At 72.2% G+C, this 25,125-nt stretch carries 28 protein-coding genes; 14 read left to right on the top strand and 14 right to left on the bottom strand.

Translation table 11 applies throughout. From position 1 onward, the window contains the following. Nucleotides 1-516: DAK2 domain-containing protein (locus VFO68_RS15655; protein ID WP_325159018.1), on the bottom strand; the 516-nt coding region annotated here is incomplete at its 3' end. Nucleotides 517-661: 145 nt separating this feature from the next. On the opposite strand from VFO68_RS15655, the gene rpmB reads away from it, so the two are divergent. Further along, nucleotides 662-853 carry a 50S ribosomal protein L28 gene (gene rpmB / locus VFO68_RS15650; RefSeq protein WP_325159017.1) on the top strand — a complete coding sequence of 64 codons (192 nt, stop codon included), beginning with the start codon at nt 662-664 and terminating at the stop codon, nt 851-853. A 10-nt stretch (nt 854-863) separates the two neighbouring features. Here the strand turns inward: rpmB and VFO68_RS15645 are convergent, their stop codons facing one another. The 4 genes from VFO68_RS15645 to VFO68_RS15630 all read right to left on the bottom strand — a co-directional run bounded on the left by VFO68_RS15645 (nt 864) and on the right by VFO68_RS15630 (nt 3,599). Next, nucleotides 864-1,268 (bottom strand): PPOX class F420-dependent oxidoreductase, encoded by a 405-nt coding sequence (locus VFO68_RS15645; RefSeq protein ID WP_325159016.1) that lies wholly within the window; start codon nt 1,266-1,268, stop codon nt 864-866. Between the two features lie 55 nt (nt 1,269-1,323). After that, nucleotides 1,324-2,001: a uracil-DNA glycosylase gene (locus tag VFO68_RS15640; protein ID WP_325159015.1), complete on the bottom strand. Its 678-nt coding sequence runs from the start codon at nt 1,999-2,001 to the stop codon at nt 1,324-1,326. A 169-nt stretch (nt 2,002-2,170) separates the two neighbouring features. Next, nucleotides 2,171-2,620: a GNAT family N-acetyltransferase gene (locus VFO68_RS15635; protein ID WP_325159014.1), complete on the bottom strand. Its 450-nt coding sequence runs from the start codon at nt 2,618-2,620 to the stop codon at nt 2,171-2,173. A 10-nt stretch (nt 2,621-2,630) separates the two neighbouring features. Then, nucleotides 2,631-3,599 (bottom strand): thiamine-phosphate kinase, encoded by a 969-nt coding sequence (locus VFO68_RS15630; protein ID WP_325159013.1) that lies wholly within the window; start codon nt 3,597-3,599, stop codon nt 2,631-2,633. A 107-nt stretch (nt 3,600-3,706) separates the two neighbouring features. Between VFO68_RS15630 and VFO68_RS15625 the strand changes: the two genes are divergently transcribed. Further along, entirely contained in the window at nt 3,707-3,940 is a 234-nt protein-coding gene (locus VFO68_RS15625; protein ID WP_325159012.1) for an Lrp/AsnC ligand binding domain-containing protein, read from the top strand. A gap of 20 nt (nt 3,941-3,960) precedes the next feature. Further along, nucleotides 3,961-4,479, top strand: coding sequence for a DUF3515 domain-containing protein (locus tag VFO68_RS15620; RefSeq protein WP_325159011.1), 519 nt, complete (start codon nt 3,961-3,963; stop codon nt 4,477-4,479). On the opposite strand, the gene VFO68_RS15615 is transcribed toward VFO68_RS15620, so the two are convergent. Together VFO68_RS15615 and VFO68_RS15610 are read right to left on the bottom strand one after the other, a co-directional pair. Further along, a complete protein-coding gene (locus tag VFO68_RS15615) occupies nt 4,471-5,565 on the bottom strand; it encodes a D-alanine--D-alanine ligase family protein (protein WP_325159010.1) in 1,095 nt (364 codons plus the stop codon). The genes VFO68_RS15620 and VFO68_RS15615 overlap by 9 nt on opposite strands. Before the next feature lie 34 nt (nt 5,566-5,599). Next, nucleotides 5,600-7,000, bottom strand: a complete 1,401-nt coding sequence (locus VFO68_RS15610) for a PLP-dependent aminotransferase family protein (protein WP_325159009.1) — start codon at nt 6,998-7,000, stop codon at nt 5,600-5,602. A 71-nt stretch (nt 7,001-7,071) separates the two neighbouring features. Here VFO68_RS15610 and VFO68_RS15605 point away from each other — a divergent pair, with 71 nt between their 5' ends. Beyond that, nucleotides 7,072-7,734 (top strand): pyridoxamine 5'-phosphate oxidase family protein, encoded by a 663-nt coding sequence (locus VFO68_RS15605; RefSeq protein WP_325159008.1) that lies wholly within the window; start codon nt 7,072-7,074, stop codon nt 7,732-7,734. A gap of 106 nt (nt 7,735-7,840) precedes the next feature. Here VFO68_RS15605 and VFO68_RS15600 read toward each other — a convergent pair whose 3' ends face one another. Both VFO68_RS15600 and VFO68_RS34270 read right to left on the bottom strand, forming a co-directional pair. Beyond that, nucleotides 7,841-8,320, bottom strand: coding sequence for a cysteine dioxygenase family protein (locus tag VFO68_RS15600; protein ID WP_325159007.1), 480 nt, complete (start codon nt 8,318-8,320; stop codon nt 7,841-7,843). Nucleotides 8,321-8,387: 67 nt separating this feature from the next. After that, nucleotides 8,388-8,453, bottom strand: a complete 66-nt coding sequence (locus VFO68_RS34270) for a putative leader peptide (RefSeq protein WP_414635514.1) — start codon at nt 8,451-8,453, stop codon at nt 8,388-8,390. A gap of 154 nt (nt 8,454-8,607) precedes the next feature. On the opposite strand from VFO68_RS34270, the gene VFO68_RS15595 reads away from it, so the two are divergent. Both VFO68_RS15595 and VFO68_RS15590 read left to right on the top strand, forming a co-directional pair. Further along, nucleotides 8,608-9,201 carry a sigma-70 family RNA polymerase sigma factor gene (locus VFO68_RS15595; protein ID WP_325159006.1) on the top strand — a complete coding sequence of 198 codons (594 nt, stop codon included), beginning with the start codon at nt 8,608-8,610 and terminating at the stop codon, nt 9,199-9,201. Beyond that, nucleotides 9,198-9,911, top strand: coding sequence for an anti-sigma factor (locus VFO68_RS15590; RefSeq protein ID WP_325159005.1), 714 nt, complete (start codon nt 9,198-9,200; stop codon nt 9,909-9,911). The genes VFO68_RS15595 and VFO68_RS15590 overlap by 4 nt, the downstream gene beginning before the upstream one ends. Nucleotides 9,912-10,029: 118 nt before the next feature. Here VFO68_RS15590 and VFO68_RS15585 read toward each other — a convergent pair whose 3' ends face one another. Both VFO68_RS15585 and VFO68_RS15580 read right to left on the bottom strand, forming a co-directional pair. Beyond that, nucleotides 10,030-11,034: an NAD(P)H-dependent glycerol-3-phosphate dehydrogenase gene (locus tag VFO68_RS15585; RefSeq protein ID WP_325159004.1), complete on the bottom strand. Its 1,005-nt coding sequence runs from the start codon at nt 11,032-11,034 to the stop codon at nt 10,030-10,032. Further along, nucleotides 11,034-11,777 carry a lysophospholipid acyltransferase family protein gene (locus VFO68_RS15580; protein WP_325159003.1) on the bottom strand — a complete coding sequence of 248 codons (744 nt, stop codon included), beginning with the start codon at nt 11,775-11,777 and terminating at the stop codon, nt 11,034-11,036. The genes VFO68_RS15585 and VFO68_RS15580 overlap by 1 nt, the downstream gene beginning before the upstream one ends. Before the next feature lie 79 nt (nt 11,778-11,856). Here VFO68_RS15580 and cofC point away from each other — a divergent pair, with 79 nt between their 5' ends. Genes cofC through VFO68_RS15565 form a run of 3 tightly spaced genes read left to right on the top strand, consistent with a single transcriptional unit; the run spans nt 11,857 to nt 15,583 of the window. Further along, nucleotides 11,857-12,468, top strand: coding sequence for a 2-phospho-L-lactate guanylyltransferase (gene cofC / locus VFO68_RS15575; protein ID WP_414635513.1), 612 nt, complete (start codon nt 11,857-11,859; stop codon nt 12,466-12,468). Nucleotides 12,469-12,521: 53 nt separating this feature from the next. Further along, entirely contained in the window at nt 12,522-14,684 is a 2,163-nt protein-coding gene (locus tag VFO68_RS15570; RefSeq protein ID WP_325159001.1) for an RNA degradosome polyphosphate kinase, read from the top strand. 5 nt (nt 14,685-14,689) lie between these two features. Next, on the top strand, nt 14,690-15,583 hold the full coding sequence (locus VFO68_RS15565; protein ID WP_325159000.1) for an NUDIX hydrolase: 894 nt from the start codon (nt 14,690-14,692) through the stop codon (nt 15,581-15,583). Nucleotides 15,584-15,687: 104 nt separating this feature from the next. On the opposite strand, the gene VFO68_RS15560 is transcribed toward VFO68_RS15565, so the two are convergent. The 3 genes from VFO68_RS15560 to leuC form a co-directional block, all read right to left on the bottom strand. Beyond that, nucleotides 15,688-16,302: an HU family DNA-binding protein gene (locus VFO68_RS15560; protein ID WP_325158999.1), complete on the bottom strand. Its 615-nt coding sequence runs from the start codon at nt 16,300-16,302 to the stop codon at nt 15,688-15,690. 157 nt (nt 16,303-16,459) lie between these two features. Next, entirely contained in the window at nt 16,460-17,062 is a 603-nt protein-coding gene (gene leuD, locus VFO68_RS15555; RefSeq protein ID WP_325158998.1) for a 3-isopropylmalate dehydratase small subunit, read from the bottom strand. A 12-nt stretch (nt 17,063-17,074) separates the two neighbouring features. Continuing rightward, the gene (gene leuC / locus VFO68_RS15550) at nt 17,075-18,478 is read right to left on the bottom strand and encodes a 3-isopropylmalate dehydratase large subunit (protein ID WP_325158997.1); all 1,404 of its coding nucleotides are present in this window, start codon (nt 18,476-18,478) and stop codon (nt 17,075-17,077) included. Nucleotides 18,479-18,534: 56 nt separating this feature from the next. On the opposite strand from leuC, the gene VFO68_RS15545 reads away from it, so the two are divergent. The 5 genes from VFO68_RS15545 (at nt 18,535) to VFO68_RS15525 (ending at nt 24,987) form a co-directional block, all read left to right on the top strand. Next, nucleotides 18,535-19,236 (top strand): IclR family transcriptional regulator, encoded by a 702-nt coding sequence (locus VFO68_RS15545; RefSeq protein WP_325158996.1) that lies wholly within the window; start codon nt 18,535-18,537, stop codon nt 19,234-19,236. 155 nt (nt 19,237-19,391) lie between these two features. Further along, nucleotides 19,392-20,420, top strand: a complete 1,029-nt coding sequence (locus tag VFO68_RS15540; RefSeq protein ID WP_325158995.1) for a radical SAM protein — start codon at nt 19,392-19,394, stop codon at nt 20,418-20,420. Then, on the top strand, nt 20,417-23,083 hold the full coding sequence (gene lanL, locus VFO68_RS15535) for a class IV lanthionine synthetase LanL (RefSeq protein WP_325158994.1): 2,667 nt from the start codon (nt 20,417-20,419) through the stop codon (nt 23,081-23,083). The genes VFO68_RS15540 and lanL overlap by 4 nt, the downstream gene beginning before the upstream one ends. 5 nt (nt 23,084-23,088) lie before the next feature. Next, nucleotides 23,089-23,202, top strand: a complete 114-nt coding sequence (locus tag VFO68_RS15530) for an ALQxL family class IV lanthipeptide (protein WP_325158993.1) — start codon at nt 23,089-23,091, stop codon at nt 23,200-23,202. Nucleotides 23,203-23,271: 69 nt separating this feature from the next. Further along, nucleotides 23,272-24,987 (top strand): prolyl oligopeptidase family serine peptidase, encoded by a 1,716-nt coding sequence (locus VFO68_RS15525; RefSeq protein WP_325158992.1) that lies wholly within the window; start codon nt 23,272-23,274, stop codon nt 24,985-24,987. Nucleotides 24,988-25,125: the final 138 nt, after the last annotated feature.

Genomic DNA, 25,125 nt, shown 5'->3' with positions numbered 1-25,125 from the left:
GCTCGGGGTCTGCTCCAGTGCCCGCGCCGCCGCCCACGCCGCCCCGCGCACCACCGCCCCCAGGCCGTCCGGCTCGCCGTCGCCGGCACCCGCGGCGGCGGCGTCCAGCACCGAGAGCATGGTCCCGGGCACCGGCTCCGAGACGGCCGCCCTGGCCAGCTCCGCGCCCCGGGCCAGCGCCGCCCGCAGCCCCGGCCCGGTGATCGTCCCGGCGTCGGCGAGCGCCTCGGCCCACCCGCGCAGCAGTTGGGAGGCGATCACCCCGGAGTTGCCCCGGGCGCCGAGCAGGGCGCCCTTCGACAGGGCTGTGACGGCCTGCCCGGCAGTGCTGTCCGGGGGAAAGTGCTGCAGCTTCTCCAGCGCCGACCGCAGGGTGTGCAGCAGGTTGGACCCGGTGTCGTTGTCGGCGACCGGGTAGACGTTGATCCGGTCGATCGCCTCGCGGTGCGCCTCGAGGGCCTGCACACAGGCCGCGGCCCAGCGTCGCACCCCGCCGGCGTCAAGAGCCTGCAGCACGTGCGGAAGAGTAATGGGGGCCGGTTTGGCGACGCCCAGGCGCTGCCGTTACTCTGTACTGACTGCCCGGCCGGCCCGGGATCTAACGCGCATGCCCGCTGTGTGACTCGCGGGAGCGCACGTTATATCAGAAGGAGTGTGTGACGTGGCTGCCGTCTGCGATGTCTGCGGCAAGAGGCCGGGCTTCGGCAAGTCGGTCTCGCACTCACACCGGCGCACGAGCCGCCGGTGGAACCCCAACATTCAGACCGTGCACGCGAAGATCGGCATTTCGCAGCGCAAGCGGATGAACGTGTGCACGTCCTGCCTGAAGGCGGGCAAGGTCACCCGCGGCTGAGCGCCCCGGCTCACGCCACGTTGCGCGAGTTGGTCCGGTAACGCTCGGACTCCCCCAGCCCCCAGCTGATGATCCGGCGCGGATGGATCCGGATGATCTCGCCGGTCATCCCGCGCATCGGCGGCTCCTGCCCGGTGAGCGCCTCGGCGGTGCCGCGGATCTCGACCCCCCGCACCTCCCACGGCCGCACCGACTTGATGTCGTCGACCACGAACGCCACCCGCCCGCCGGCCGCCACATTGCGGAACTTGCGGCTCCGCCCCATGTCGAAACCGCCGATGTCGATGGTGCCCAACTCGGCGTTGTAGACGAACGCCGTGGGGCTCACCTGCAGGGTGCCGTCCGGGTGCACGGTGGCCAGCCGGCCGAGTTGTTGAGTGGACAGGTAGTCAAGCTCAGTTTGTGTGAAGGTCATGCCCCGATCGTCCAACCTCCACTTAGGTGCAGGTCAAGCGGGGCTAGACCACAGGCTAGGGCAGCTTCCAGTCCACCGGCTCGGCGCCCTGCTGTTCGAGCATCTGGTTGGCCCGGCTGAACGGCCGCGAGCCGAAGAACCCGTTGTGCGCCGACATCGGGCTGGGATGGGCGGACTCGACGCACGGCACCGCGCCGAGCAGCGGCCGCAGGTTGCGCGCGTTGCGCCCCCACAGGATCGCCACCAGCGGGCCGCCCCGCGCCGCCAGCGCCCGGATCGCCTGCTCGGTGACCTCCTCCCAACCCTTGCCCTGATGCGAGTTGGGCCGGCCCGGCTCGACCGTCAGCGCCCGGTTGAGCAGCAGCACGCCGCGCTCGGCCCACGGGGTGAGGTCGCCGGTCGACGGCATCGGGTAGCCGAGATCGTCGCGCAGCTCGGTGAAGATGTTGACCAGGCTGCCCGGCAGCCTGCGGACCTCCGGCGAGACCGAGAACGACAGCCCGACCGGATGGCCGGGCGTCGGGTACGGGTCCTGGCCCACGATCAGCACGCGGACCTCGGCGAACGGCTGCTTGAACGCGCGCAGCACGTTTTCTCCGGCCGGCAGGTACCGGCGACCGGCAGCGACCTCCGCGCGCAGGAAGTCTCCCATCGCGGTGATCCGTTCGGCCGCGGGCGCGAGAGCCTCCGCCCACCCGGCGTCGACGATCTCGGACAAGGGTTGTGGCGCCACGGATGCGCAGAGTACAGGCCCGCCACTCCGGAATTTTGATGCAGTCCCGCCACTCCGGAATTTGATGCGGTGGTGGTGTCGCAGGGGATGGTGGCGGGCTTGTGGTGGATGGTGGCTGGCTGCCGTCACGGTCCCCTGAGGTTTCGTTGGCAGGCCCAAGACCGCACAACTAGAGCGATTTGCCGAGGTGGATGCTCGCCTCGGAGTCCTTGTAGTAGCCGAACTTCGGTACGTCGGTATATCCGGAGGACCGGTAGAGGGCGATCGCCTCGGGTTGTGCCTGACCGGTCTCCAGGACCAGTCGCACGTTGCCGGCCTGCTTGGCGGTGAGCTCGAGCTCGGCGAGCATCGCCCGGGCCAGGCCGCGGCCGCGCACCGCGGGCGCCACGTACATCCGCTTCAACTCGACCACGCCATCGTCGTGCGCGCGCCAGCCGCCGCAGGTCACCGGCACTCCGTCCAGATACCCGATCAGGAAAAGACCGAGCGGCGGGGCGAACTCGGCGGGATCGACCAGCGTGCCGTCCGGCCCGCCGTAGCGGACCACGTACTCCTGCTGGACCTCGTCGATCAGCAGCACCGCGTCGGGATGGTCATAGGAAACAACCCGGATCTCCACGGGAACAAATCTAAGCCCGCCAATGCTGCCAACCCGCCGGACCCTCGTACTTCGCGCCGTCGACCGTGACGGCGTTTCCCCTGGTCACGGTGCCGATGGTGGTCCAGCCCTCGGGCACAGCGTGCGGGTCGGGGAAGGTCGCGGCCAGGGCGTGATCCTCACCACCGGTCAGCACCCAGTGCCGTGGGTCGGCGCCCAGCGCGGTGGACACGTCGACCAGCCGCTGCGGCACCTCGACCAGTTCGGTCTGCACGTCGATGGCCACATTGGACGCGGTGGCGATGTGTCGCAGGTCGGCCAGCAGCCCGTCCGACACGTCGATCATCGCGGTGGCACCGGCTAACGCCGCCTGCGGTCCGGCCGCGTAGGGCGGCTCGGGCGTGCGGTGCGCGGCGACGACGGTGACCGGCGAGCGGAAGCCCCGGCCGAGCACGGCCAGTCCCGCCGCGGCCCAGCCGAGCCGGCCGCAGACCGCCAGGATGTCCCCGGGCATGGCCCCGCCCCTGGTCACCGGGTCGCGGCCCTGCAGGTCACCCAGCGCGGTGACGGAGACCACCAGGTTCTCGCTGCTGACCACGTCCCCGCCGACCACGCCGATACGGACCCGCGCGGCCTCCTGCCACAGCCCGCCGACCAGTTCGTCGATCAGCGCGGCGGCGGTCGAGGCCGGGCAGGCCAGGCCCACCAGCACCGCCGTCGGCACCGCGCCCATCGCGGCGATGTCGGCCAGGTTCACCGCCACGGCCTTGCGACCCACGTGCTCGGGAGTGGACCAGTCCAGCCGGAAGTGCACCCCCTCGACCAGCACGTCCGTGCTGGCCACGACCCGACCGTCGGAGGCTTGGATCACCGCGGCGTCGTCGCCGGGGCCGAGCAGGGTGGTCGCCGGCTGAGGTTTGCCCTCGGTGAGCCGGCGGATGAGGCCGAACTCACCCAACTCGGCGACCGTTTCACTTCCATCGGGAGGTCCCGTGCGCATAATGCCTGCCTACACAAAAAGTCGGATCGCCGAACGATGGTCAACTGCGGTACGTTGCCCAACACGTTCCTACATCCTGGGCACAGTCAGACACGAAGGGGCGCGCCGTGGTCCATGCATACATCCTGATCCAGACGGAGGTCGGGAAGGCCGCTGTGGTCGCCGAGCAGATCGCGGGGATCGCCGGCGTCACGACCGCGGAGGATGTGACGGGGCCCTACGACGTGATCGTCCGAGCCGAGGCGGACAACGTCGACCTGCTCGGCCAGTTGGTGGTCGCCCGGATCCAGAATGTGGACGGGATCACGCGCACGCTGACCTGCCCGGTCGTCCATATCTGACCCTGTGCTCTAGTGGGTGGGTGTTGTCCCGAAGGGCTGTCGTCCTGGCCGCCGGGCTGTCCGTGCTGCTCGTGGTCGGCGTGATCGTGGCCAGCCGGCTGTTCTCCGCCGCCGGGCCGGACGCCGCGCCGCCCACACCGGTCGCGCTGGTCCCGGTGGACGCCCCGCAGGCCGGCTCGGCGCCCTGCGCCACCCTGATCGCCGCGCTGCCGGCCGAGCTGACCAGCGGCGGGGCGGTGCTGCACCGGTTGCCGCTCGCGGAGCCGGCGCCGCCGGCCACGCTGGCCTGGGGCGGCGGGACCGGTGATCCGGTGGTGCTGCGCTGCGGGCTGAACAAGCCGCCGGAGTTGGCTCCGGACGCCGGGCTCCGGGAGATCTCCGGGGTGAGCTGGCTGCCGGTCACCGGGGAGCTGTCGACCACCTGGTACCTGGTGGGCCGGCCGGTCTACGCGGCGCTCACCGTGCCGGCGGGTTCGGGGACCGGGGTGCTGCAGGAGGTGTCCGAACGGGTCGGGCGGAGCCTGCCGGCCTCACCGTAAACCGGTGCCGCGGGCGATGGCCGTGTCGATCAGCGCGGCGAGCAGGGTCGGGTAGTCCACCCCGGTGACCTCCCACATCTTCGGGTAGGCCGAGGTGGGGGTGAAGCCGGGCATGGTGTTCAGCTCGTTGATGGTCAGCGTGCCGTCGGCGCCGACGAAGAAGTCGACCCGGGCCAGGCCCTGGCAGTCCAGCGCCCGGAAGGCGGCGATCGCCATGGTGCGCAGCCGCTCGGTCAGCCCGTCGTCGAGCTTGGCCGGGATGTCCAGCTCGCAGACGTCGTCGAGGTACTTGGAGTCGAAGTCGTACCAGTCGACCTCGGCGCCCACCAGGCGGATCTCGGCGGGCAGCGAGGCCTCGAGGTGGCCGTCCGGGAACTCCAGCACCCCGCACTCCACCTCGCGGCCCACGATCATGGCCTCGACCAGGACCTTGGGGTCGATAGAGCGGGCCAGCGCGATCGCCTCGTCCAGCTGCGACCAGTCGGTGACCTTGCTGATCCCGGTCGACGACCCGGCCCGGGCCGGCTTGACGAACACCGGCAGGCCCAGCCGCTGCCGGGCGGCCTCGCTCAGCGTGGGCTGGTCGCGGGGCACCATCTCGTAGGGCCCGACCGGCAGGCCCTCGGCGGCCAGCAGCTTCTTGCTGAACTCCTTGTCCATCACCACGGCCGAGGACAGCACGCCGGCGCCGGCGTACGGGACGCCGGCCAGCTCAAGCAGGCCCTGGATGGTGCCGTCCTCGCCGTAGGCGCCGTGCAGCACCGGGAAGACCACGTCGACGGCGGAGAGCACCTCGCCCTCGCGGCCGGGATCGAGCACGACCAGCCGGGTGTCGGTGGGGTCGGCCGGCAGGGTGAGGGCGGTGCCGGAGGTCACCCGGGGCAGCCGCCGGTCCTGGATGCGCAGGGTCGCCGGCTCGGCCGGACCGAGCACCCAGGCGCCGTCCGGGGTGATCCCGATCGGCAGCACCTCGAACCGGGCGGGATCCAGGTTGGCCAGCACGCTCGCCGCGGACACGCAGGACACGGCGTGCTCCGAGCTGCGCCCGCCGAAGATCACTGCCACCCGCAGCTTGGAGTTCGACATGGTGCCCGACCCTACCCGGGCGCAAACCGCGGGATCAGGGGCGCAGGAGCGCGGTGAGGATGGGCAGCGCCGTGTGCAACTGGTCACGGGAGCAGGCGGCGTAGCCGAGGGCGACGCCGTACCAGCGCGCGCGGGCGCTGTGGTGCCGGGCCAGGCCGTCCAGCAGGAGGCCGTGCTCGCGGGCGGTGCGGAGCAGGTCGCGTTCCCGCTCGGCGGAGTCGACCAGGACCACCACGTGCGCGCCGGCCTCGTCGCCGAGCACCGGGACGCCGCCCGCGAGCAGGCCGTCGACCAGGATCGAACGGCGCTCGGACAGCTCCCGGCGCAACCGGCGCAGGTGCCGGCCCAGGTCGCCGTGCCTGGCCAGCTCGACCAGGACCAGCTGACCGGCCGGAGCCGGGCTGGTGCCGGACGCCTCCCGGTGCGCGAGCACCGCCGACACCACGGCCGGCGGGGCGACCATCCAGCCGACCCCGAGCGTGGGGCTGAGGATCTTGCTGGTGGTGCCCAGGTGCACGACGACGTCCGGGGCCAGCGCGGCCAGCAGCGGCAACGGGGCGACGTCGTAGCGCAGCTCGCCGTCGTAGTCGTCCTCGATCACCAGCCAGCCCTCCCGGCGGGCCCGCTCCACCAGCGCCACCCGCCGCCCGGCCGCCATCCGCCCGCCCAGCGGGTACTGGTGCGCGGGCGAGCAGTACACCGCACGCACCGACGCCGGCACCGACTCCACCAGCAGCCCGTCCGCGTCCACCGGGGCGGGCACGATCCGCAGCCCGGAAGCGCGCATCGCGCCGACCGCCCGCTGGTAGCCGGGCTCCTCGACGGCCACCGCGTACCCGGGCCGCAGCACCGAGGCGGCCAGTTCGGCGACCGCCGCCGACGTTCCGGCGGTGGCCAGCACCGCCTCGCCGGCCTCCCGCCCGCTGGGCTCGTCCAGCTCGCCGCGCACCCGCAGGCCGCGGTGCCGCAGCAGGTGTTCGGCCACGGCCGCCCGGTAGGCGGGCAGCCCGGCCCGCTGCGGCCGGTGCAGCGGCGCGACGTCCGCCGCCGCCCGCCACGCCCGCCGCCAGGCCGCCCGGTCGATCCCGCCGGCCCACGGGGATCCGGCGGTCAGGTCGATCAGCGCCGCCCCGGCGCCCTCCGGGCGGGCCCGTTTGCCGGTGCGCCGCACCGAACCCGGCGGCTCGGTGGTCACGTAGGTGCCCGACCCGTGCCGCCCGGCGATCCAGCCCTCGGCGTGCAGCTGCTCGTAGGCCGCGGCGGTGACCGTGCGGCTCACCTTGAGCTGGGTGGCCAGCGCGCGGGTGGAGGGCAGCCGGTCCCCGGCCCGCAGCCGGCCGTCACCGGCCGCGGCCCGCAGCTCCTCGGCCAGCTGCACGGCGAGCGGCGTCGGTGAGTCGCGGTCGAGCGCGACCGGCAGGGCTGGAGTGGACACGTGAAGTGGCCTTTCAGAATCGCCGAGTCGTGGCTATTCAAGCATGCCACTATCTCGCGCATCTTGGGGCAATGACCGTCACACCGCTCTCGCCGACGCCGCGCAGCACCGTCCACCGGGGAAAGAACCGGGCGGTGACCGACCGGGCCGACCTGCACGCCGTGCTCGACGCGGGACTGATCTGCCATCTGGCGTTCCTGTGCGACGGCGAGCCGGTGGTCATCCCGACCGGGTACGGCCGCGACGGCGACACCCTCTACGTGCACGGCTCGACCGGGGCGCGCAGCCTGCGCGAAGCCGCCGCCGGCAGCGCCGTGTGCGTCAACGTCACGCTGCTGGACGGGGTGGTCTACGGCCGGTCGGTGTTCCACAACTCGGTGAACTACCGCTCGGCGGTGATCCACGGCCGGGCCACGCAGATCACCGAGGCGGCGGCGAAACTGCACGGCCTGCGGGTGCTCACCGAGCACCTGGCGCCCGGATCGTGGGACTACGCCCGGCCGCCGAACGACAAGGAACTGGCCAAGACCGCGCTGCTCGCCCTCGATCTCGGCGAGGCCGCAGTGAAGATCCGCACCGGCCCGCCGGTCGACGAGGACGACGACGTGGCGGCCGACGCCGTGTGGGCCGGAGTGCTGCCACTGCACCGAATGTGGGGCGAACCGCGGTCCTGCCCCACGGTCGCCGGCCGGCACGCGGTGCCCGAACACGTCAAAAGCAGAAACCAGGCCTAACGCGCCCGCGATCGGATCTGCGGGGCAGGCTGTGGCGACCCCGCATCGTTGGACCCCCGAGCGGCCTGCCGCCACAGATCCGGGCCTTCGGCCGGGCGCGACCCCGTCACCACACGCGGTCCAGACCACCGGAGCGCAGCCGGTAGTTGATCATCGGCAGCCGGGCCGGGCGGTAGACGTGGATGCTGACCGCGGGCTCGGGTCCGTCGTTGGCGACCTGGTGCACGTAGCCCGGGCCGAACACCCGGGACTGCCCGGCGCCGACCGGATGCACGGTGTGCGCCGGCCGTTCGGTGCCCGCGCCGCGCGCGACCCGCTCCGTGAGCAGGCCCTCGACCACGGTGAACGCACCCGTCGCGCCGCCGTGGTTGTGCAGATCGGTTCCCTGGCCGGAAAGCCAGGTCATCAGCCAGATCTCCTGCTGGTCCGAGGCCTCGACCAGCGTGGTGAACCGCTCGCCGGTGTGGAACCGCAGCAGGTGCCGCCACCGTTCGGTGTCGGCCGCGAGTTGCTGGGCGATCAGCGCCGGATGCGCCGACTTCGGAGTCGACGACAGCGCAATGGTGTTAGGTGGTACCGCGAACATGCGTGTGACTTTCTCGAGGGGAACTCGCGGCGAACTCGTACGCCGCTCAAGGACAGGCCGGGGTTGTTCACCGAGAAAGACACAGCGCGCTGGCGACCCGGCGCAGGTCGATGTGACCCCGCCGCTCAGTCATCGCGCGCAACAACACGGGGATAGGTAAGCATCCGCCGACAACACGGTCAACACGCGATTGTCACCAAGATGGACCCATCCGGTGGTGCCTGGGCTCCGAATGATCCGGTAGACCCGACAACGCCGGGGACCACACAGTGCGGGAGCAGAACGTCATGCGCGAACGTGTTCGACGTGTGCCACACACGGCGACAGCGGGGGCCGAACCGGATGCCGACACCCTGCTCCAGGCCGTTGCCCGGGGAGACGAGCAGGCCTTCGAGAAGCTCTACGACCTCGTCATCGGCCCGGCGTTCGGGTTGATCAGGCGAGTCGTGCGGGACCCGGCACAGTCCGAGGAGGTGGCCCAGGAGGTCATGGTGGAGCTGTGGCGCACCGCCGCGCGATATTCACCCGATCGCGGCAGCGCGATGACGTGGGTGATGACGCTCGCGCACCGCCGCGCCGTGGACCGGGTCCGCTCCGCCCAGTCGGCCGCCGACCGGGAGACCCGGGTGTCGGCCGGCGAGTCCTCCCGGCCGTTCGACGAGGTGGCCGAGATCGTCACCATGAAGCTCGAGCACGAGCAGGTCCGCAGATGCCTGGGGACGCTGACCGACCTGCAACGTGAGTCGATCACACTGGCCTACTACGGGGGACGCACCTACCGTGAGGTGGGTGAGTTGCTGGACACGCCGCTGGGGACGATCAAGACCAGACTGAGGGACGGACTGATCCGTCTCCGCGATTGCCTCGGAGTGGCCCGATGACGACGCCCGACGTGCACGCCCTGACCGGCGCCTACGTGCTGGACGCCGTGCCGGAGCTCGAACGCGCCGCGTTCGAGCGCCATCTGTCCCAGTGCGACGCCTGCACGCAGGAGGTCCGCGAGCTACGCGAGACCGCCACCCGCCTGGGCCGCGCCGCGGCCGCCGAACCGCCGCCCTGGCTGCGCAGCCAGGTGCTGGCCCGCATCTCCGAGGTCCGCCAGCTACCGCCCGAACCTGGGTTGCTCACCGGCGGCCAGCCACGCACCCCCGGCTGGGCGCTGCGGCTGACCACCGTGGCCGCGGCGGTCCTGCTCGTCGCCTCGGTCGTGCTGGGCGTGCTGCTGGTCAACACCCAGAACGACGTCCGCGACGCGGAGCAGTACGCCGCCTCGCTGTCGGCGATCCTGCAGGCGCCGGACGCCGCCGTGGCCAACGGCGCGGTGCAGGGTGGTGGCACGGCCGTCGTGGTCTCCTCCCGGGAGCGCAACGAGGCGCTGCTCCTCGCCAACGGCCTCTCCGACCCGGGCGGCGGGGTCTACCAGGCGTGGAAGCTCGGCGACGGCGACCCGAAGTCCGCCGGCCTGCTGGACGGCAACCGCCTCGACATCGACGGCTTGGACCAGGCAACCTCGATCGGCCTCACCAAGGAACCGGCCGGGGGCTCGACGACGCCGACCGCACCGGTCCTGGTCACGGTCGACCTGCTCTAGCGTCCGGCGCCCAACCAACAGCTACCTCAGGGGACCGTGGCGGCACCCAGCCGCACTCCACCCCATAGCCGCACCGTTCCCCGGAACGCAACAACCGCACAAAATTCCGGAGAGGCGGCTAGCGCTCGGGTTTGGTCTTGCGGCCGATCAGGTCGGCGGCCATCTCCCGGGGGTCGAAGCCGTCGTGGCAGACCCGGTGCACCACCTCGGTGATCGGCATCTCCACGCCGTGCTTCAGGGCCAGCTCGCGGATCGCCGAGCAGGACTTCACGCCCTCGGCGACCTGGCCGTGCGTGGCCGCCTGGGCCTGCGCCGGGGTCTGGCCGCGGCCCAGCCGCTCGCCGAACACCCGGTTGCGGGACAACGGGGACAGGCAGGTGGCCACCAGATCGCCGAGCCCGGCGAGACCGGCGAAGGTGAGCGGGTCGGCGCCGAGGGCCGCGCCCAGCCGGGCGGTCTCGGCCAGCCCCCGGGTGATCAGCGTGCCCAGCGTGTTGCTGCCGAAGCCCAGCCCGGCGGCCATGCCGCAGGACAGCGCGATCACGTTCTTGCACGCCCCGCCCAGCTCGACGCCGACCACGTCGGTGATCGTGTACGGCCGGAAGTAGCCGGTGGTGCAGGCCTGTTGGATGCCGACCGCCCGGTCGTGATCCGTGCACGCGATCACCGTCGCGGTGGGCTGCTCCTCGGCGATCTCGCGGGCGAGGTTCGGCCCGGACACGACCGCCACCTGGTGCTCACCGGCGCCGGTCACCTCGATGACCACCTGGCTCATCCGCTTGAGCGTGCCCAGTTCCACCCCCTTGGCCAGGCTGACCAGGGTGGCCTCCGGCTTGATCAGCCTGCGCCACGCGGTGAGGTTGTGCCGCAGGCTCTGGCTGGGCACCGCGAGCACGACCACGTCGGCCCCGTCCAGCGCCTGCCTGGGGTCCGAGGTGGACACCAGCCGGTCCGGCAGCCGCACCCCGGGCAGATAGTCCGGGTTCTCCCGGCGCTGCTCGATCGCCTCGGCGACCTCCCGCCGGCGCGCCCACAGCGTCACGTCGCTGCCCGCGTCCGCGAGCACCTTGGCGAACACCGTGCCCCACGAGCCGGACCCGAGCACCGCGAACCGGGACGACATCAGCTCGCGCGCTCCTCGTCGGACTTGCTGGCGGACTTGTCCCCGGCGGCGGGCCGGAAGAACTCCTTCGGCGCCGGCTCCCCCCTGATCTCGGCGACCAGCTCGACCACCCGGGTCATCAGCACGTTGGTGACCTCACGCAGCAGGGCCGGGGTCACCTCCTGGCCCCGGTAGGCGGACAGGTCCACCGGCTCGCCGACCGAGAACGTCACCGTCTTGCGCGGCAGCGGCCGGAACTTGTGGGTGTATCCGTTGAGGACCGCCTGGGTCCCCCAGCGGGCCACCGGCACCACCGGCACGTCACTGTCCAGCGCCAGCCGGGCCACCCCGGTGCGTGGGTACATCGGCCAGCTGTCCGGGTCCTTGCTGATCGTCCCCTCCGGGTAGATGAGCACCAGCTTGCCGGCGCCGAGCGCGTCGACCGCCTCGGCCAGGCTGTGCCGGGCCTCGGCCGTTCCCCGGTAGACCGGGATCGTGCCGACCGCCCGGGCCATCTTGCCGAACACCGGGATCCGCAGCACCGACTCCTTGGCCAGGATCCGGGGCACCCGCTTGTTGCGGTGCACGAAGACCGCGTCGACGATCGGGTCGAAGTGCGAGACGTGGTTCATCACCAGCAGCACCCCACCCTCGCGGGGAAGCCGCTCCCTGCCCCGCTGGACGAACTTGGTCATCCAGCTCAGCGGGTAGAACAAGACCGCGATCACGCCGATCAGGAACCCGCCCTTTTCCCGCCTCGCCAACTGCTCCTCCTCCGCCGCCCCCCGACACCGTGTCCGACCAGGATGCCAGGTCGGCTCATCGTGGAAGATGGGCCGGGTGGTGGACCTCATCGTTCCGGTCAAGCGGCTGGACCGGGCCAAGTCGCGGTTGCGGGGCGTGCTGCCCGGGCATGTCGAACTGGTGCTGGCGCTGCTGGCCGACACGGTGACCGCCGCCGGCTCGACCCCCGGCGTGCGCCGGGTGCTGGTGGTGTGCGAGGACGAGCGGGTACCGCCGGCCCTGCGCGGCACTGCGGCCGAGTGCGTGGACGAGCGCGGGCTGCCCGGCCTCAACGCCGCGCTGCGGTTCGGCGCCGACCGGCTGCGCGCCGCCGACCCCGGCGGTGTGGTCGGCGCGCTGCAGGCCGACCTGCCCGCGCTGCGCCCGGCCGATCTCGCCGCGGCGCTGGCCGAAGCGGCCGGCCGGCGGATGTTCTGCGCCGACCGCGCCGGCACCGGCAGCACGCTGCTGCTGTCCGCGCCGGGCGGGCCGCTCGATCCCCGGTTCGGGGCCGGATCCGCCGCCGCGCACGCGGAAAGCGGCGCGCTGCCGGTCACCGCGCCGGTGCCCTCGCTGCGCGCGGACGTGGACACCCCCGATGACCTGGCCATGGCCACTGATCTGGGACTGGGCCGGCGAACATCCACATTGGTCTGCGTGACCCATCGGTGAACCCTGGGAATCGTTACTACGCCGGGGCCCCTCGCGCGCGGCATGATGGGGTGGTGAGCACGGACAACGCCCCGGACGTGACCGGCATCGAGCTACCGGAGCCCCGGGCCGTGCCGGCAGCGCCACCCGCCGTCACCCCGGAGATCATCCTGACCGATGACCTGCCGGACGACCGGTACATCAACCGTGAACTGTCCTGGTTGGACTTCAACGCGCGGGTGCTCGCGCTCGCCGAGGACGAGTCCCAGCCGCTGCTGGAGCGGGCCAAGTTCGTGGCCATCTTCGCGTCGAACCTCGACGAGTTCTACATGGTCCGGGTGGCCGGGCTCAAGCGCCGGGCGGGAACCGGCCTGTCGGTGCGCAGCGCCGACGGCCTCAGCCCGCGCGAACAGCTCGCCTACATCTCCAAGCGCAACCAGGAACTGGTCGAACGGCACTCCCGGGTGTTCCAGGAGGGCGTGCGGCCCAAGCTCGCCGAGCACGGCATCCGGATTCTGAGCTGGGCCGACCTGGCCGAGCACGAACAACTGCGGCTCACCACGTACTTCAGCGAGCAGGTCTTCCCGGTGCTCACCCCGCTGGCCGTGGACTCCGCGCACCCGTTCCCCTACATCTCCGGACTGTCCCTGAACCTCGCGGTGACCGTGCGCGACCCGCAGATCGGCGTCGAGCGGTTCGCCCGGGTCAAGGTGCCGGACAACGTGCCGCGGCTGGTGCCGGTGGACGGCGGCGACCCGGCCGAGGCGGACACCTTCCTGCCCCTGGAGGCGCTGATCGCCGCGCACCTGTCCGATCTGTTCACCGGCATGCAGGTCACCGAGGTGCACGCGTTCCGGGTGACCCGCAACGCCGACCTCGAGGTCGAGGAGGACCAGGACGAGGATCTGCTCGAGGCGCTGGAACGGGAACTGGCCCAGCGCCGGTTCGGTCCGCCGGTGCGCCTCGAGGTCGCCGACGACATGAGCGAGCAGATGCTGGAGCGGCTGCTGCCCGAGTTGGAGGTGCATCCCAACGACGTGGTCGTGGTCGGCGGGCTGATCGACCTGTCCTGCCTGTGGCAGTTGCATGCGATCGACCGCAAGCAGCTCAAGGATCCGCCGTTCGTTCCGGCGACGCACCCGGCCTTCGCCGACCGGGAGACGCCCAAGAGCGTGTTCGCCACCCTGCGGGAGGAGGGCGACGTGCTGGTGCACCATCCGTACGACTCGTTCTCCACCAGCGTGCAGCGGTTCATCGAGCAGGCCGCGGGCGACCCGAAGGTGCTGGCGATCAAGCAGACGCTGTACCGCACGTCCGGTGACTCGCCGATCGTGGACGCGCTGATCGACGCGGCGGAGGCGGGCAAGCAGGTGGTGGCGCTGGTGGAGATCAAGGCGCGGTTCGACGAGCAGGCCAACATCAAGTGGGCGCGAACGCTGGAGAAGGCCGGCGTGCACGTGGTCTACGGGCTGGTCGGTCTCAAGACGCACTGCAAGACCGCGCTCGTGGTCCGCCAGGAGGGGTCGACGATCCGGCGCTACTGTCACATCGGCACCGGCAACTACAACCCGAAGACCGCCCGGCTCTACGAGGACATCGGGCTGCTGACCGCGGAACCGACGATCGGCGCCGACCTCACCGACCTGTTCAACGTGCTGACCGGGTATGCCCGGCAAGAGGAGTACCGCAGCCTGCTCGTCGCGCCCTACGGGATTCGCAAGGGCATCATCGAGCGGATCGCCAAGGAGATCGAGCACAAGGAGGCCGGGCAACCGGCCGGAATCCGGATCAAAATCAACTCGCTGGTGGACGAGCAGGTGATCGACGCGCTGTACCGGGCCTCCCAGGCGGGGGTCCGCGCCGACATCGTGGTGCGCGGGATCTGCGCGCTCAAGCCGGGAATCGACGGGCTGTCGGAGAACATCCGGGTGCGCTCCATTCTCGGGCGGTTCCTGGAGCATTCCCGCGTGCTGCATTTCGTCGGCGCGGGCGAGCACTGGATCGGCAGCGCGGACCTGATGCACCGCAACCTGGACCGCCGGGTGGAGGTGCAGGTGCGGATCACCGACCCGGCGCTGACCGCCGAACTGGACGCGATGTTCGACTCCGCCCTCGACCCGGCCACCCGCTGCTGGGTGCTCGGACCGGACGGGGAGTGGCAGGCGTCCCCTGAGGACGGATCCTCGGTTCGGGATCATCAGGCGCAGTTGCTGGCCACCCATCGGGCGCTGGGCTGACCGGCATGACCACCATCCTCGCCGCCGGTGCGGTGCTGTGGCGCCGGGGGGCCCCAGGCGGGCTGGAGATCGCGCTGGTGCACCGCCCCCGCTATGACGACTGGAGCCTCCCCAAGGGCAAGCTGGAGCCCGGAGAGACGCTCTGGGCGGGCGCTGCCCGGGAAGTGGCCGAGGAGACCGGGTTCGCCTCGGCGCTCGGCCGCTATCTGGGCCAGGTCGACTACCGGGTGCTGCGCCCGCTGCTGGCCCGCAAGACCGTGCACTATGTCGCCGCGCGCGCCCGTTCCGGACAGTTCCGGCCCAACCGCGAGGTGGACGAGTTGGCCTGGGTGCCGCCCGAGGCGGCCGGCGGGCTGCTGAGCTACGCCCGGGATGCCGCCGTGGTCCGGGAGTTCACCGCGCTGCCGGCCGACACGACGACGATGTTGCTGGTACGGCACGCCAAGGCGGGCAGCCGGGCGCAGTGGCCGGGTCCGGACGAGCTGCGCCCGCTGAGCGCACGGGGCTGGGCACAGGTGAAGGCGGTGCGCGAGTTCGCCGGGCTGTTTGCCGCCGACCGGGTGCATTCCCCGGCCCTGCTGCGGTGTGTCCAGACCGTGCAGCAGGCGGCCGAGGACATCGGCACCGAGATGGTCGAGGAACCGCTGCTGTCCGAACAGGGTTACCGGGCCGACCCGGCGGCGGGCGTGGCGCGGCTGCGGGAGATCGCGCTGGCCGGCGGCACCCCGATGGTGTGCAGTCAGGGTGGCGTGATTCCGGACCTGTTGTCGCGGTTGGCTGCGGAATCCGGGCTGGACCTGGCCGAGCCGGCCAGCCGCAAGGGCAGCGTGTGGCTGCTTTCCTTCCGGCCGGCCCCCGATGGCCGGCTCGTCGCGGCCACCTACATCGCCGAGCCCTGAACCGGGTTTTTGAGAACAGCTACGCGATGGCGGTACACACCGCTGGGTGAAAGGAAGAGCCCGGCCCACACGTTCGGTGGGCCGGGCTCCTTCGTGGTGGAGCGTTACTTCTTGGTGGTCTTCCGCGCCGCCGGACGGGCCGTCCGGGCCGGCGTGGCCTTCGTGGTGGTCTTCTTGGCCGCCGTGGACTTCGCGGCGGTGGACTTCGCGGCGGTGGACCGCGTCGTGGCCTTCGGCGCAGCCTTGGCCGCCGTGGACTTGGCGGCGGTGCTGCGCGTGCTGGTCCGTGTGGTCGTCGCCGGCTTGGCCGCCGCGGCCCGCGAACGGGTCGTGGTGGCGGCCGCGGCACGGGTCGTGGTGGCGCGGCCGGCGGTCGCCGTGCTGCGCGTGGTGCTCGCCGTGCTGCGCGAGGCCGGACGGGAAGCAGCCACCTTGGGCAGCTTCTTCGCTCCGCTGACAACGTCCTTGAACGTCGTGCCGGCACGGAAGGCGGGCACCGTCGTCTTCTTCACCTTCACGGTTTCACCCGTGCGCGGGTTGCGCGCGGTCCGGGCGGCCCGGGCGCGCTTCTCGAACACGCCGAACCCGGTGATGTTGACCTTCTCGCCCTTGTTGACCGTACGGACGATGACGTCGACGAGGCCGTCGACCGCGGCGCCCGCTGCCTTCTTGTCGCCGAGGCGCTCGGACAGCGCCTCGATCAGTTGGGCCTTGTTCACCCTTCAGTCCTCCATGAGAACATACTGCCGTCTCGGCCCATCTGGCCGACTTCTCGACACCGTATGCCTTTCTCGCCACAATTTCCACGCGACTCGCCCAAATTCGTCCCTTGGGCGTCCAAATCCGTTGCCGTAAGGGCTATCCGGAGGGGTCCGCTCAGGCCGTCCCGGCCGGCGTCGTGACGGGCATCCACTGCGGCCGGTTGCGTTCGAACTCGGCGATGGAATCGGCGTGCCGCAGGGTCAACGCGATGTCGTCCAGGCCTTCTAGCAGGCGCCATCGGGTGTAGTCGTCCACCCGCAACGGTGCGGTGAACTCGTTGGCGCGCACGGTCTTCTCCCGCAGGTCGACCGTCACTTCGGTGCCCGGCCGGGCTTCGAGCAACTTCCACAGCTGCTCGACGTCAGCTTGGTCACACTCGGCGGCCAGCAGGCCCTGCTTGCCCGCATTGCCCCGGAAGATGTCGGCGAACCGGGACGAGATCACGACCCGGAACCCGAAGTCGGCCAGGGCCCAGACGGCGTGCTCGCGGGAGGACCCGGTGCCGAAGTCCGGCCCGGCCACCAGGACGCTGCCCGCCCGGTAGGGCTCCAGGTTGAGCACGAACCGCTCGTCGGAGCGCCAGGCGGCGAACAGGCCGTCGGCGAACCCGGTCCGGGTGATGCGCTTGAGGTAGACCGCTGGGATGATCTGGTCGGTGTCCACGTTGGACCGGCGCAGGGGCACCCCGACGCCGGTGTGGGTGGTGAACGGCTCCATCGTGAAAGCTCCTCAGCTCAGGTCGTCGGGGGAGGACAGCGTGCCGCGCACCGCGGTCGCCGCCGCGACCAGCGGAGACACCAGGTGGGTGCGACCGCCCTTACCCTGCCTGCCTTCGAAGTTGCGGTTCGATGTGGACGCGGACCGCTCACCGGGCCGGAGCTGGTCCGGGTTCATGCCCAGGCACATCGAGCAGCCGGCGGAGCGCCATTCCGCGCCGGCCGCCAGGAACACCCGGTCCAGGCCCTCCGCCTCGGCGGCCGCCCGGACCCGCATGGATCCGGGCACCACCAGCATGCGCACGCCGGGCGCCACCTTGCGCCCGCGCAACACCTCCGCGGCGGCCCGCAGGTCCTCGATCCGGCCGTTGGTGCAGGAGCCGAGGAAGACGGTGTCGACCGAAATGTCCCGTAGCGGGGTGCCCGGCGCCAGATCCATGTACGACAGTGCCTTCTCGGCGGCCTGCCGGGCGTTCTCGTCGGCGATCCGCGCCGGGTCGGGGACGCTGGCGGACAGCGGCAGCCCCTGGCCGGGGTTGGTGCCCCAGGTGACGTACGGGCTCAGCGCGGCGGCGTCGATGTGCACCTCGGCGTCGAACGCGGCGTCCGGATCGGTGCAGAGCTCTCGCCAGTAGGCGACCGCGGTGTCCCAGTCGGCGCCGCGCGGGGCGTGCGCGCGGTCCCGGAGGTAGGCGAAGGTGGTCTCGTCCGGGGCGATCATGCCGGCCCGGGCCCCGGCCTCGATCGACATGTTGCAGATGGTCATGCGGGCTTCCATGGACAGCGCCCGGATCGCCTCGCCCCGGTACTCGAGCACGTGGCCCTGGCCGCCGCCGGTGCCGATCCGGGCGATGACCGCCAGGATGACGTCCTTGGCGGTCACGCCCGGGCGCAGCCGACCGTCCACATTGATCGCCATGGTGCGGAACGGGCGCAGCGGCAGGGTCTGGGTGGCCAGCACGTGCTCCACCTCGGAGGTGCCGATCCCGAAGGCGAGGGCGCCGAAGGCGCCGTGCGTGGACGTGTGGCTGTCGCCGCAGACCACCGTCATCCCCGGCTGGGTGAGGCCGAGCTGCGGGCCGACCACGTGCACGATTCCCTGCTCGTCGTCGCCCATCGGATGCAGCCGGACGCCGAACTCGGCACAGTTCTTGCGAAGCGTCTCGACCTGGGTCCTGGACACCGGGTCGGCGATGGGCGCGTCGATGTCCAGGGTCGGCACGTTGTGGTCCTCGGTGGCGATCGTGAGATCCGGCCGGCGTACCGGGCGGCCGGACAGCCGCAGGCCGTCGAAGGCCTGCGGGCTGGTCACCTCGTGGACCAGATGCAGATCGATGTAGAGCAGGTCGGGCTCAGCGCCGCTCCCCCGTCGCACGACGTGTGCGTCCCACACCTTCTCGGCGAGCGTTCGTCCCATGGTTCTCACTTCTCACGTACTGGACATCCCAGATATCGGGATTATGATATCGAGTCGTGGGACAGCATAGCGGTATCGGGGTTCTGGACAAGGCGATGGCCGTACTTCAAGCGGTGGCAAAGGAACCGTGCGGGCTGGCGGAGCTGTGCGTGAAGACCGGGCTGCCCCGGGCGACCGCGCACCGGCTCGCGGTCGGGCTCGAGGTGCATCGCCTGCTGCGCAGGGGATCCGACGGCCGGTGGCGACCCGGCGCGGCGCTGGCCGAACTGGCAGGCGGGGCCACCGATCCGCTGCTCGACGCCGCCGGCTCGGTGCTGCCCCGGCTACGCGACCGGACCGGGGAGAGCGTGCAGCTCTACCGCCGCGACGGCCTGTACCGGATCTGCATCAGCGCCGCCGAGCCGCCCAGTGGCCTGCGCGACACCGTTCCGATCGGCGCCCGGCTGCCGATGACCGCCGGCTCCGGCGCGAAGGTCCTTGCCGCGTGGGCCGATGCGAGCATCCAACGCACCGTGCTGGCCGACGCGGTGTTCGGCGAACGGGCCCTGCTCGAGGTGCGGCGCCGGGGTTGGGCGCAGAGCGTCGCCGAGCGGGAACCGGGCGTCGCCAGCGTTTCCGCGCCGGTACGGGACTCCTCCGGCACCGTCATCGCCGCGGTGTCGGTGTCCGGCCCGATCGACCGCATGGGCCGCCGGCCCGGCGCACGCTGGGCCGCCGACCTGCTGGCCGCCGCGGACGCGCTGCAGAACCGGCTCTAGCGGGCAACATAACGCCCGAACGCCATGACTACCCGAACGTGCGACATGGCTGCGCGAACGTGCGACGGGTCGGGCCTGAGGTAGGTAGCGCGGCCGCGGGATTTGGGCAGCCGTTGCCGATGTCCGGCGCCCACGCCGCCGGTTGACTTCCCGGCATGAGCGAAACCGGTCCTGCCGAAGTCATCTGGGACATGACCTACGCCTGCCCGCTGCGGTGTGTGCACTGCTACTCGGAGTCCGGGCGGCGGCCGGCGCGCCGGCTCGACCGCGCGGAACTGCTGCGGGTGGCCGACGCACTGGTGTCGCTGCGGCCGGCCGGGGTCGCGCTGTCCGGCGGCGAGCCGTTGCTGGTACCCGGCATCGTCGAGGTCGCCGCCCGGATCGGCCGGGCCGGTATCCCGGTCGCCCTCTACACCAGCGGCTGGACGCTGCGGCCGGAGCAGGTCGACGACCTCGCCCGGGTGTTCGCCCGGATCTCGGTCAGTGTGGACGGTGCGACCGCGGCGGTGCACGACCGGGTGCGGGGCCGCGCCGGGTCGTTCGACCGGGCCATGGCCGCGCTGGCGCTGCTCGACGCCGCCGAAACTCCGGTCCCGTTCGGCATCGACTTCGTGGCCGTGCGCAGCAACTTCCACCAGTTGGAGCAGCTGTGCACCGACGTCGCACCCCGGTTTCCCCGGCTGGGACAGCTGTGGCTGGGCGCCGCGGTGCCCTCGGGACTGGCCAGCCGCGCCGGGTTCGCCGAGCACGAGTTGCTCACCGACGAGCAGGCCCGGGCCATGGGCGGCGCCGAACTGCCCGCCCGGCTGCGGTCCCTGGCGCCCGCCACGGTCGGCGTCGGCACCTCGGACAACCTGACCCTGCAGATGCATCCGGACCACGTCGCGAACGGAACGGCGTTTCGCGCCATGCAGATCGAACCGGACGGCGAGGTCCGGGCCATGGCGATCTACGAGGGAACGGTCGGCAACATCCGCACCGAGGACCCGATGGTGCTGTGGAACCGCGCCGTGGCCCGGTGGAGCGACCCGTTCGTCACGGCGACCCTCGGCCCGGTGCGGACGATGCGGGACTGGGCGCATGCCGCGCGCCGCATCGACTACCACTTCGGCTCCGCGCAGGTCCGGGCCCGCATCGACAACCGGCCGCAGTTCGCGCTGCCGCTGCTGGAGGTGGCCCGGTGAGCGCCCGGGACGACCTCGTCCGGCGGCTGAAGGCGACGCTGACCGCCCACGGCGTGGACTGGCCGGTGAGCACCGGGGAGTTCTGGTGCCGCGTGACGCCGCCGGAGCCGCGGATTCCGGTGCAGGGCTGGAAGTTGCATCTGTCGGCCACGCCGCTGTCGGCGCCGCTGGTGCTGGCCAGGGCGGCGGCCGTGCTGATCCGGCACCGATGTCCGTTCAAGTTCGCCGCGACCGCCGACGCGGTGCAGGAACTGGTTTCGCACCGGTATCCGCGCGGCGGCGGCGGAAAGTTCATCACCGCCTACCCGGACCAGACCGAGGACGGGCTGCGGGCCCTCGCCGCGGAACTCGACGAGGCCACCGCGGGACTGCCTGGGCCGGGCATCCTCTCCGACCGGCCGTACCGGCCGGGAAGCCTGGTGCACTACCGGTTCGGCGCGTTCACCGGAGTGCCGCTGCTCGGCAACGACGGCGACCGGCAGGCGATGCTCATCGCTCCGGACGGGACGCTGGTCCCGGACCGGCGGGAAGCCTGGTTCGCCCCGCCCGACTGGGCGCCGCGCGACCCGTTCGCCCGCACCGCTGTGGCGGCGAACCCGGCTCCAGCGCCCAAACCGGTGCTGCTGGACGGCCGTTACGTGGTGCGGGCCGCGATCCGGCACGCGTTCGGCGGCGGCGTGTACCGGGCTACCGACCAGGACACCGGCACGGCCGTGATTATCAAACAGGCCCGTCCGCACGCCGGTGCCAGCCTGGCCGGCCGAGACGTTCGGGATCTGCGCCGGCACGAGGCGGCGATGCTGGCCCGGTTCGCCCCCAGCGGCCGGACTCCCCGCCCGCTCGGACTGTTCGAGCAGCAGGGTGACCTGTTCCTGGCCCAGGAGGAGATTCCCGGCGGCACCCTGCACACCTGGGTCAACCGCAACCTGGAGTTCGGTGACCGGCACTGGGGCCCGCCGGCCGAACCGGTCCGCCGGATCGCCGCCGCCCTGGTCGAACTCGTCGCGCTGGTGCACGCCGAAGGGCTGGTGCTGCGGGACTTCAGCCCCAACAACGTGATGGTCTCCGACGACGGTCGGATCCGGCTGATCGACCTGGAGATGCTCGCCCGGCCCGGGGACCGGGTCGCGCGGGCCTACACGCCGGGCTACGGGGCACCGGAACAGGTTGGCGCGCCTCGGCTCGGCCCCGCGCCGGGACCGGCCGCGGACCGCTACAGCCTCGGCGCCGTGCTGTTCTATCTGGCCACGGGCGTCGATCCGGTGCTGCCGGCGGACCAACCGGCGCGGCGCGACACCCGGCAGCGGATCCGGGACTGGTTGGCGCACCTGGCGGCGGACAACCCCACCGCGACCGCACTCGCTCCCGTCATCGTCGCGCTGCTGGACGACGATCCGGCCCGGCGTCCCGGGCTCGACGCCGTCCGCGCCGCGCTGAGCACGCCGGCCCCGGCGCCGCAGGCCGCCCCGGCGCGCCGGATCGGCTCCGGTGACCTGGCCCGGGCCATCACCGATGCCACCGGCCACCTGGTGGACACCATGGATCTGCAGGCCCCGCACCGGTTGTGGCCGGCAAAGGGGTTTGCCGCGACCACCGACCCACACTCGGTGCAGCACGGCGCGGCCGGCGTGCTGGGCGTGCTGACCCGCGCCTACCAGGTCCGGCCGGACCCATCGCTGCGGGCGGCGGTCGCCGGCGCCGCCGGCTGGATCGCCGGCCGCCTCGGCGGGGAGCCACGCACGTTGCCCGGCCTCTACTTCGGCCGCTCCGGAACGGCCTGGGCCTTGCTGGAGGCCGGACTGGCGCTCGGCGACGAGGAGTTGACCGGTCTGGCCGCGACGCTGGCCCGCCGCATTCCGCTGCGCTGGCCCAATCCCGATGTCTGCCACGGCATTGCCGGCGCCGGGCTGACCCAGCTGCGGTTCTGGCAGGCCACCGGTGCTGGCGAGTTCCTGGACCGCACCCGGCAGGCGGCCGACGCGGTGGTCGCGGCGGCCGAGCACCGGGACGGGTTGGTGTACTGGCCGATCCCCCGGGACTTCACCTCGGGCCTGGCCGGCCTGACGCACTACGGCTTCGCGCACGGCGTCGCCGGCGTGGGCGCGTTCCTGCTCGCCGCCGGCCAGGCCACCGCAACGGCGGACTACCACGACCTGGCGGCCGCGGCGGCGGACACGCTCCGCGACGCGGTGCAGATGATCGACGGCGCCGCCTACTGGCCGTCCGACACGACCAGCACGGCGCCCAGAACCAACTGGTGCAGCGGTTCCTCCGGAGTGGGCACGTTCCTGCTCCGGATGTGGCGGGAGACCGGCGACGACCGGCTGCTCGACCTCGCCGAGCGCGCGGCCGTGGCGATCCACCGGTCCCGCTGGCACTCCGGTCCGGCCCAGTGCCATGGGTTGGCCGGCGACGGAGAGTTCCTGCTGGACCTGGCCGAGTACACCGGACAACCGCGCTACCGGGACCGGGCCGCCGAACTCGCGGTCGCGATCCAGGTGCGCCATGCCATCCGGGACGGCCGGGCGCTCGCACCGGACGAGACCCGGGCCGAAGTGGTGGCCGACTACAACACCGGACTGAGCGGGGTGCTGGCCTTCCTGCTCCGACTGCATGCCGGCGGCTCCCGCCTCTGGCTTCCCGATTTTGCCGAGAGGAGGTGAAAGCCATGGAACTCGACGTGAACGCCTTGCAGGTGCTCGAGGAGATCGAGACCGACGGTGAGGTCGGTCTGTTCCCCTGCACCATCACGTGCACCATCACCTGCACCATCACCAACTGACGCCGGTGGAGCACCGGTCCGCCGTTCCCGCACCGGGAACGGCGGACCGGATCGGAAAGGAGCCCACCAGTGCGAACCCGCAGCCTGCCGGCACCGCGCCGGATCAGCTTCCGGTTCTCCCCGCACGGCACCCGGGCCGCGTGCCTGCGCGAGGCCGGCGGCGTCGGACACCTGATCGAATCCTGGTCCTTTGTGGACGATTCGGTCGCCGCCCACCAGGGCGGCGGCGAGACCGAGCACACCCAGCCGATGCCGACCGAGGCCGGCCCGGTCGTGCTGGTGCGCAACGGAAGCACCGGACACGAGGTCGCGATCCTGGACGGCGGCGAGGAACAGACCGTGGGCCGGTTCGACTGTCCGGGCCTGCGGGCGGTGCCCAGCCCGCGACCGGACACCCTGGCCTGGCTGATCGCCCGGCAGCACCGGGGAACCTCGGTACTGCACCGGATCGGCGCCGCGGACCGGACCCCGGAACCGGTCGCCGAGCTACCCGGGCAGCCCCACGGTGAGAGCTGGCTGGCCGGTGACCGGCTGGCCGCCAACCTGATCGGTGCCGACGGCCGGCGCCTGGTCACGATCGACCCGCGGGACGGCTCGGTGACCACGCACGCCGGACCCGAGGGCCCGGCGGTTCTGCTCGCCAGCACGGCCAACGACCGGCTCCTCGTGGTCGCCCGCACCGCGACCGGGCCCCGGCTCGGCTGGTTCTCGCCCGGCGCGACCGGCGTGGACCTCAGCGCGGAGCTCAACGCCATCCCCGGCACGGTGCTGCCGCTCACCTTCGATCCCACCGGGCGCCGGTTGGCGCTGCGGGTCACCGACGGCGCCCGCTCCCGGCTCGTCATCCACGACACCGATCGCCACAGCAACACGGAGATCGCCGTCCCGCCCGGAGTGATCGGCACCGCCGGCTGGAGCGACACCGGGCTGCGCTTCGTGTTCAGCGGTCCCACCCGGCCGGCCGATGTCGCCACCGCCGGTGCGGTGGCGCCGGACGACTGGCGGGTCGATCTCGGCCCGGCGCCACACCCGGACGCGCACGATGCCCGGCTGCGACGCTTCGCCGGGCCGGACGGCCCGATCGAGGCCGTGTGCTACGGCCCGGAGCCCAGCCTGGCGCGGCATGTGGTGCTGGCCTTGCACGGTGGGCCGGAAGCCGCCTGGCAACTCGGTTTCGACCGGGTCTTCCAGCGGCTGGCGGCGGCCGGGATCGCGGTCGTCGCGCCGAACCAGCGCGGCAGCACCGGCTACGGCAGCGCCCACCGGCAGGCCATCAACGGCGCGTGGGGCGGGCCGGACCTGGCCGACATCCGTCATCTCGGCGTCCGGCTCGGCCGGTCCGGGCGGGCGCCGATGCTGTTCGGCACCAGCTACGGCGCGTTCCTGGCGCTGCTCGCCGCCGCGACCGAGCCGGCGGCCTGGTCCCGCTGCGTGGCGGTCGCACCGTTTCTGAGCGCGCGGCGGTTGCACGCCGAGGCCGGGCCCGCGGTGCGGTCCCTGATCGACCGGCTCGGCGGCCGGATCCAACTCGACGACGAACTGGGGCCGCGAGATCTCTTCCAACTCGGCGAACGCATCCGGACGCCGGTGCTGATCCTGCACGGGGAACACGACGACGTCATCCCGGTCACCCAGTCCCGGGTGCTGGCCGACCGGTTGCGCCGGGCCGCCGCGCCGGTGCGTTACCGGGAGATCCCGACCGGCGGCCACAATCCGCTGCACGAGCCGGGCGGCGAGGTCCTGCTCGATGAGTTGGTCGGCTTTCTGCTGCGGGAGGACCGATGACGCTGGGCGCCGTGCGGCTGATCCGCCTGGCCCCGGTCCAGACCGCGGGTACCGCGGCGGGCGCGGTGCTGGCCGCGCTGGCGGCGCTGCTGCTGCCGGCCGTCTCCTCGGCTGCCGTGGACCGGATCCTGACCGGCG

It is taken from the genome of Actinophytocola sp. (assembly GCF_035712165.1).
In the GTDB taxonomy this organism is placed as follows: domain Bacteria; phylum Actinomycetota; class Actinomycetes; order Mycobacteriales; family Pseudonocardiaceae; genus DASYTH01.
Note: the sequence above shows the minus strand (reverse complement) of the source record. Positions and strands in the feature narration are given on the sequence as shown.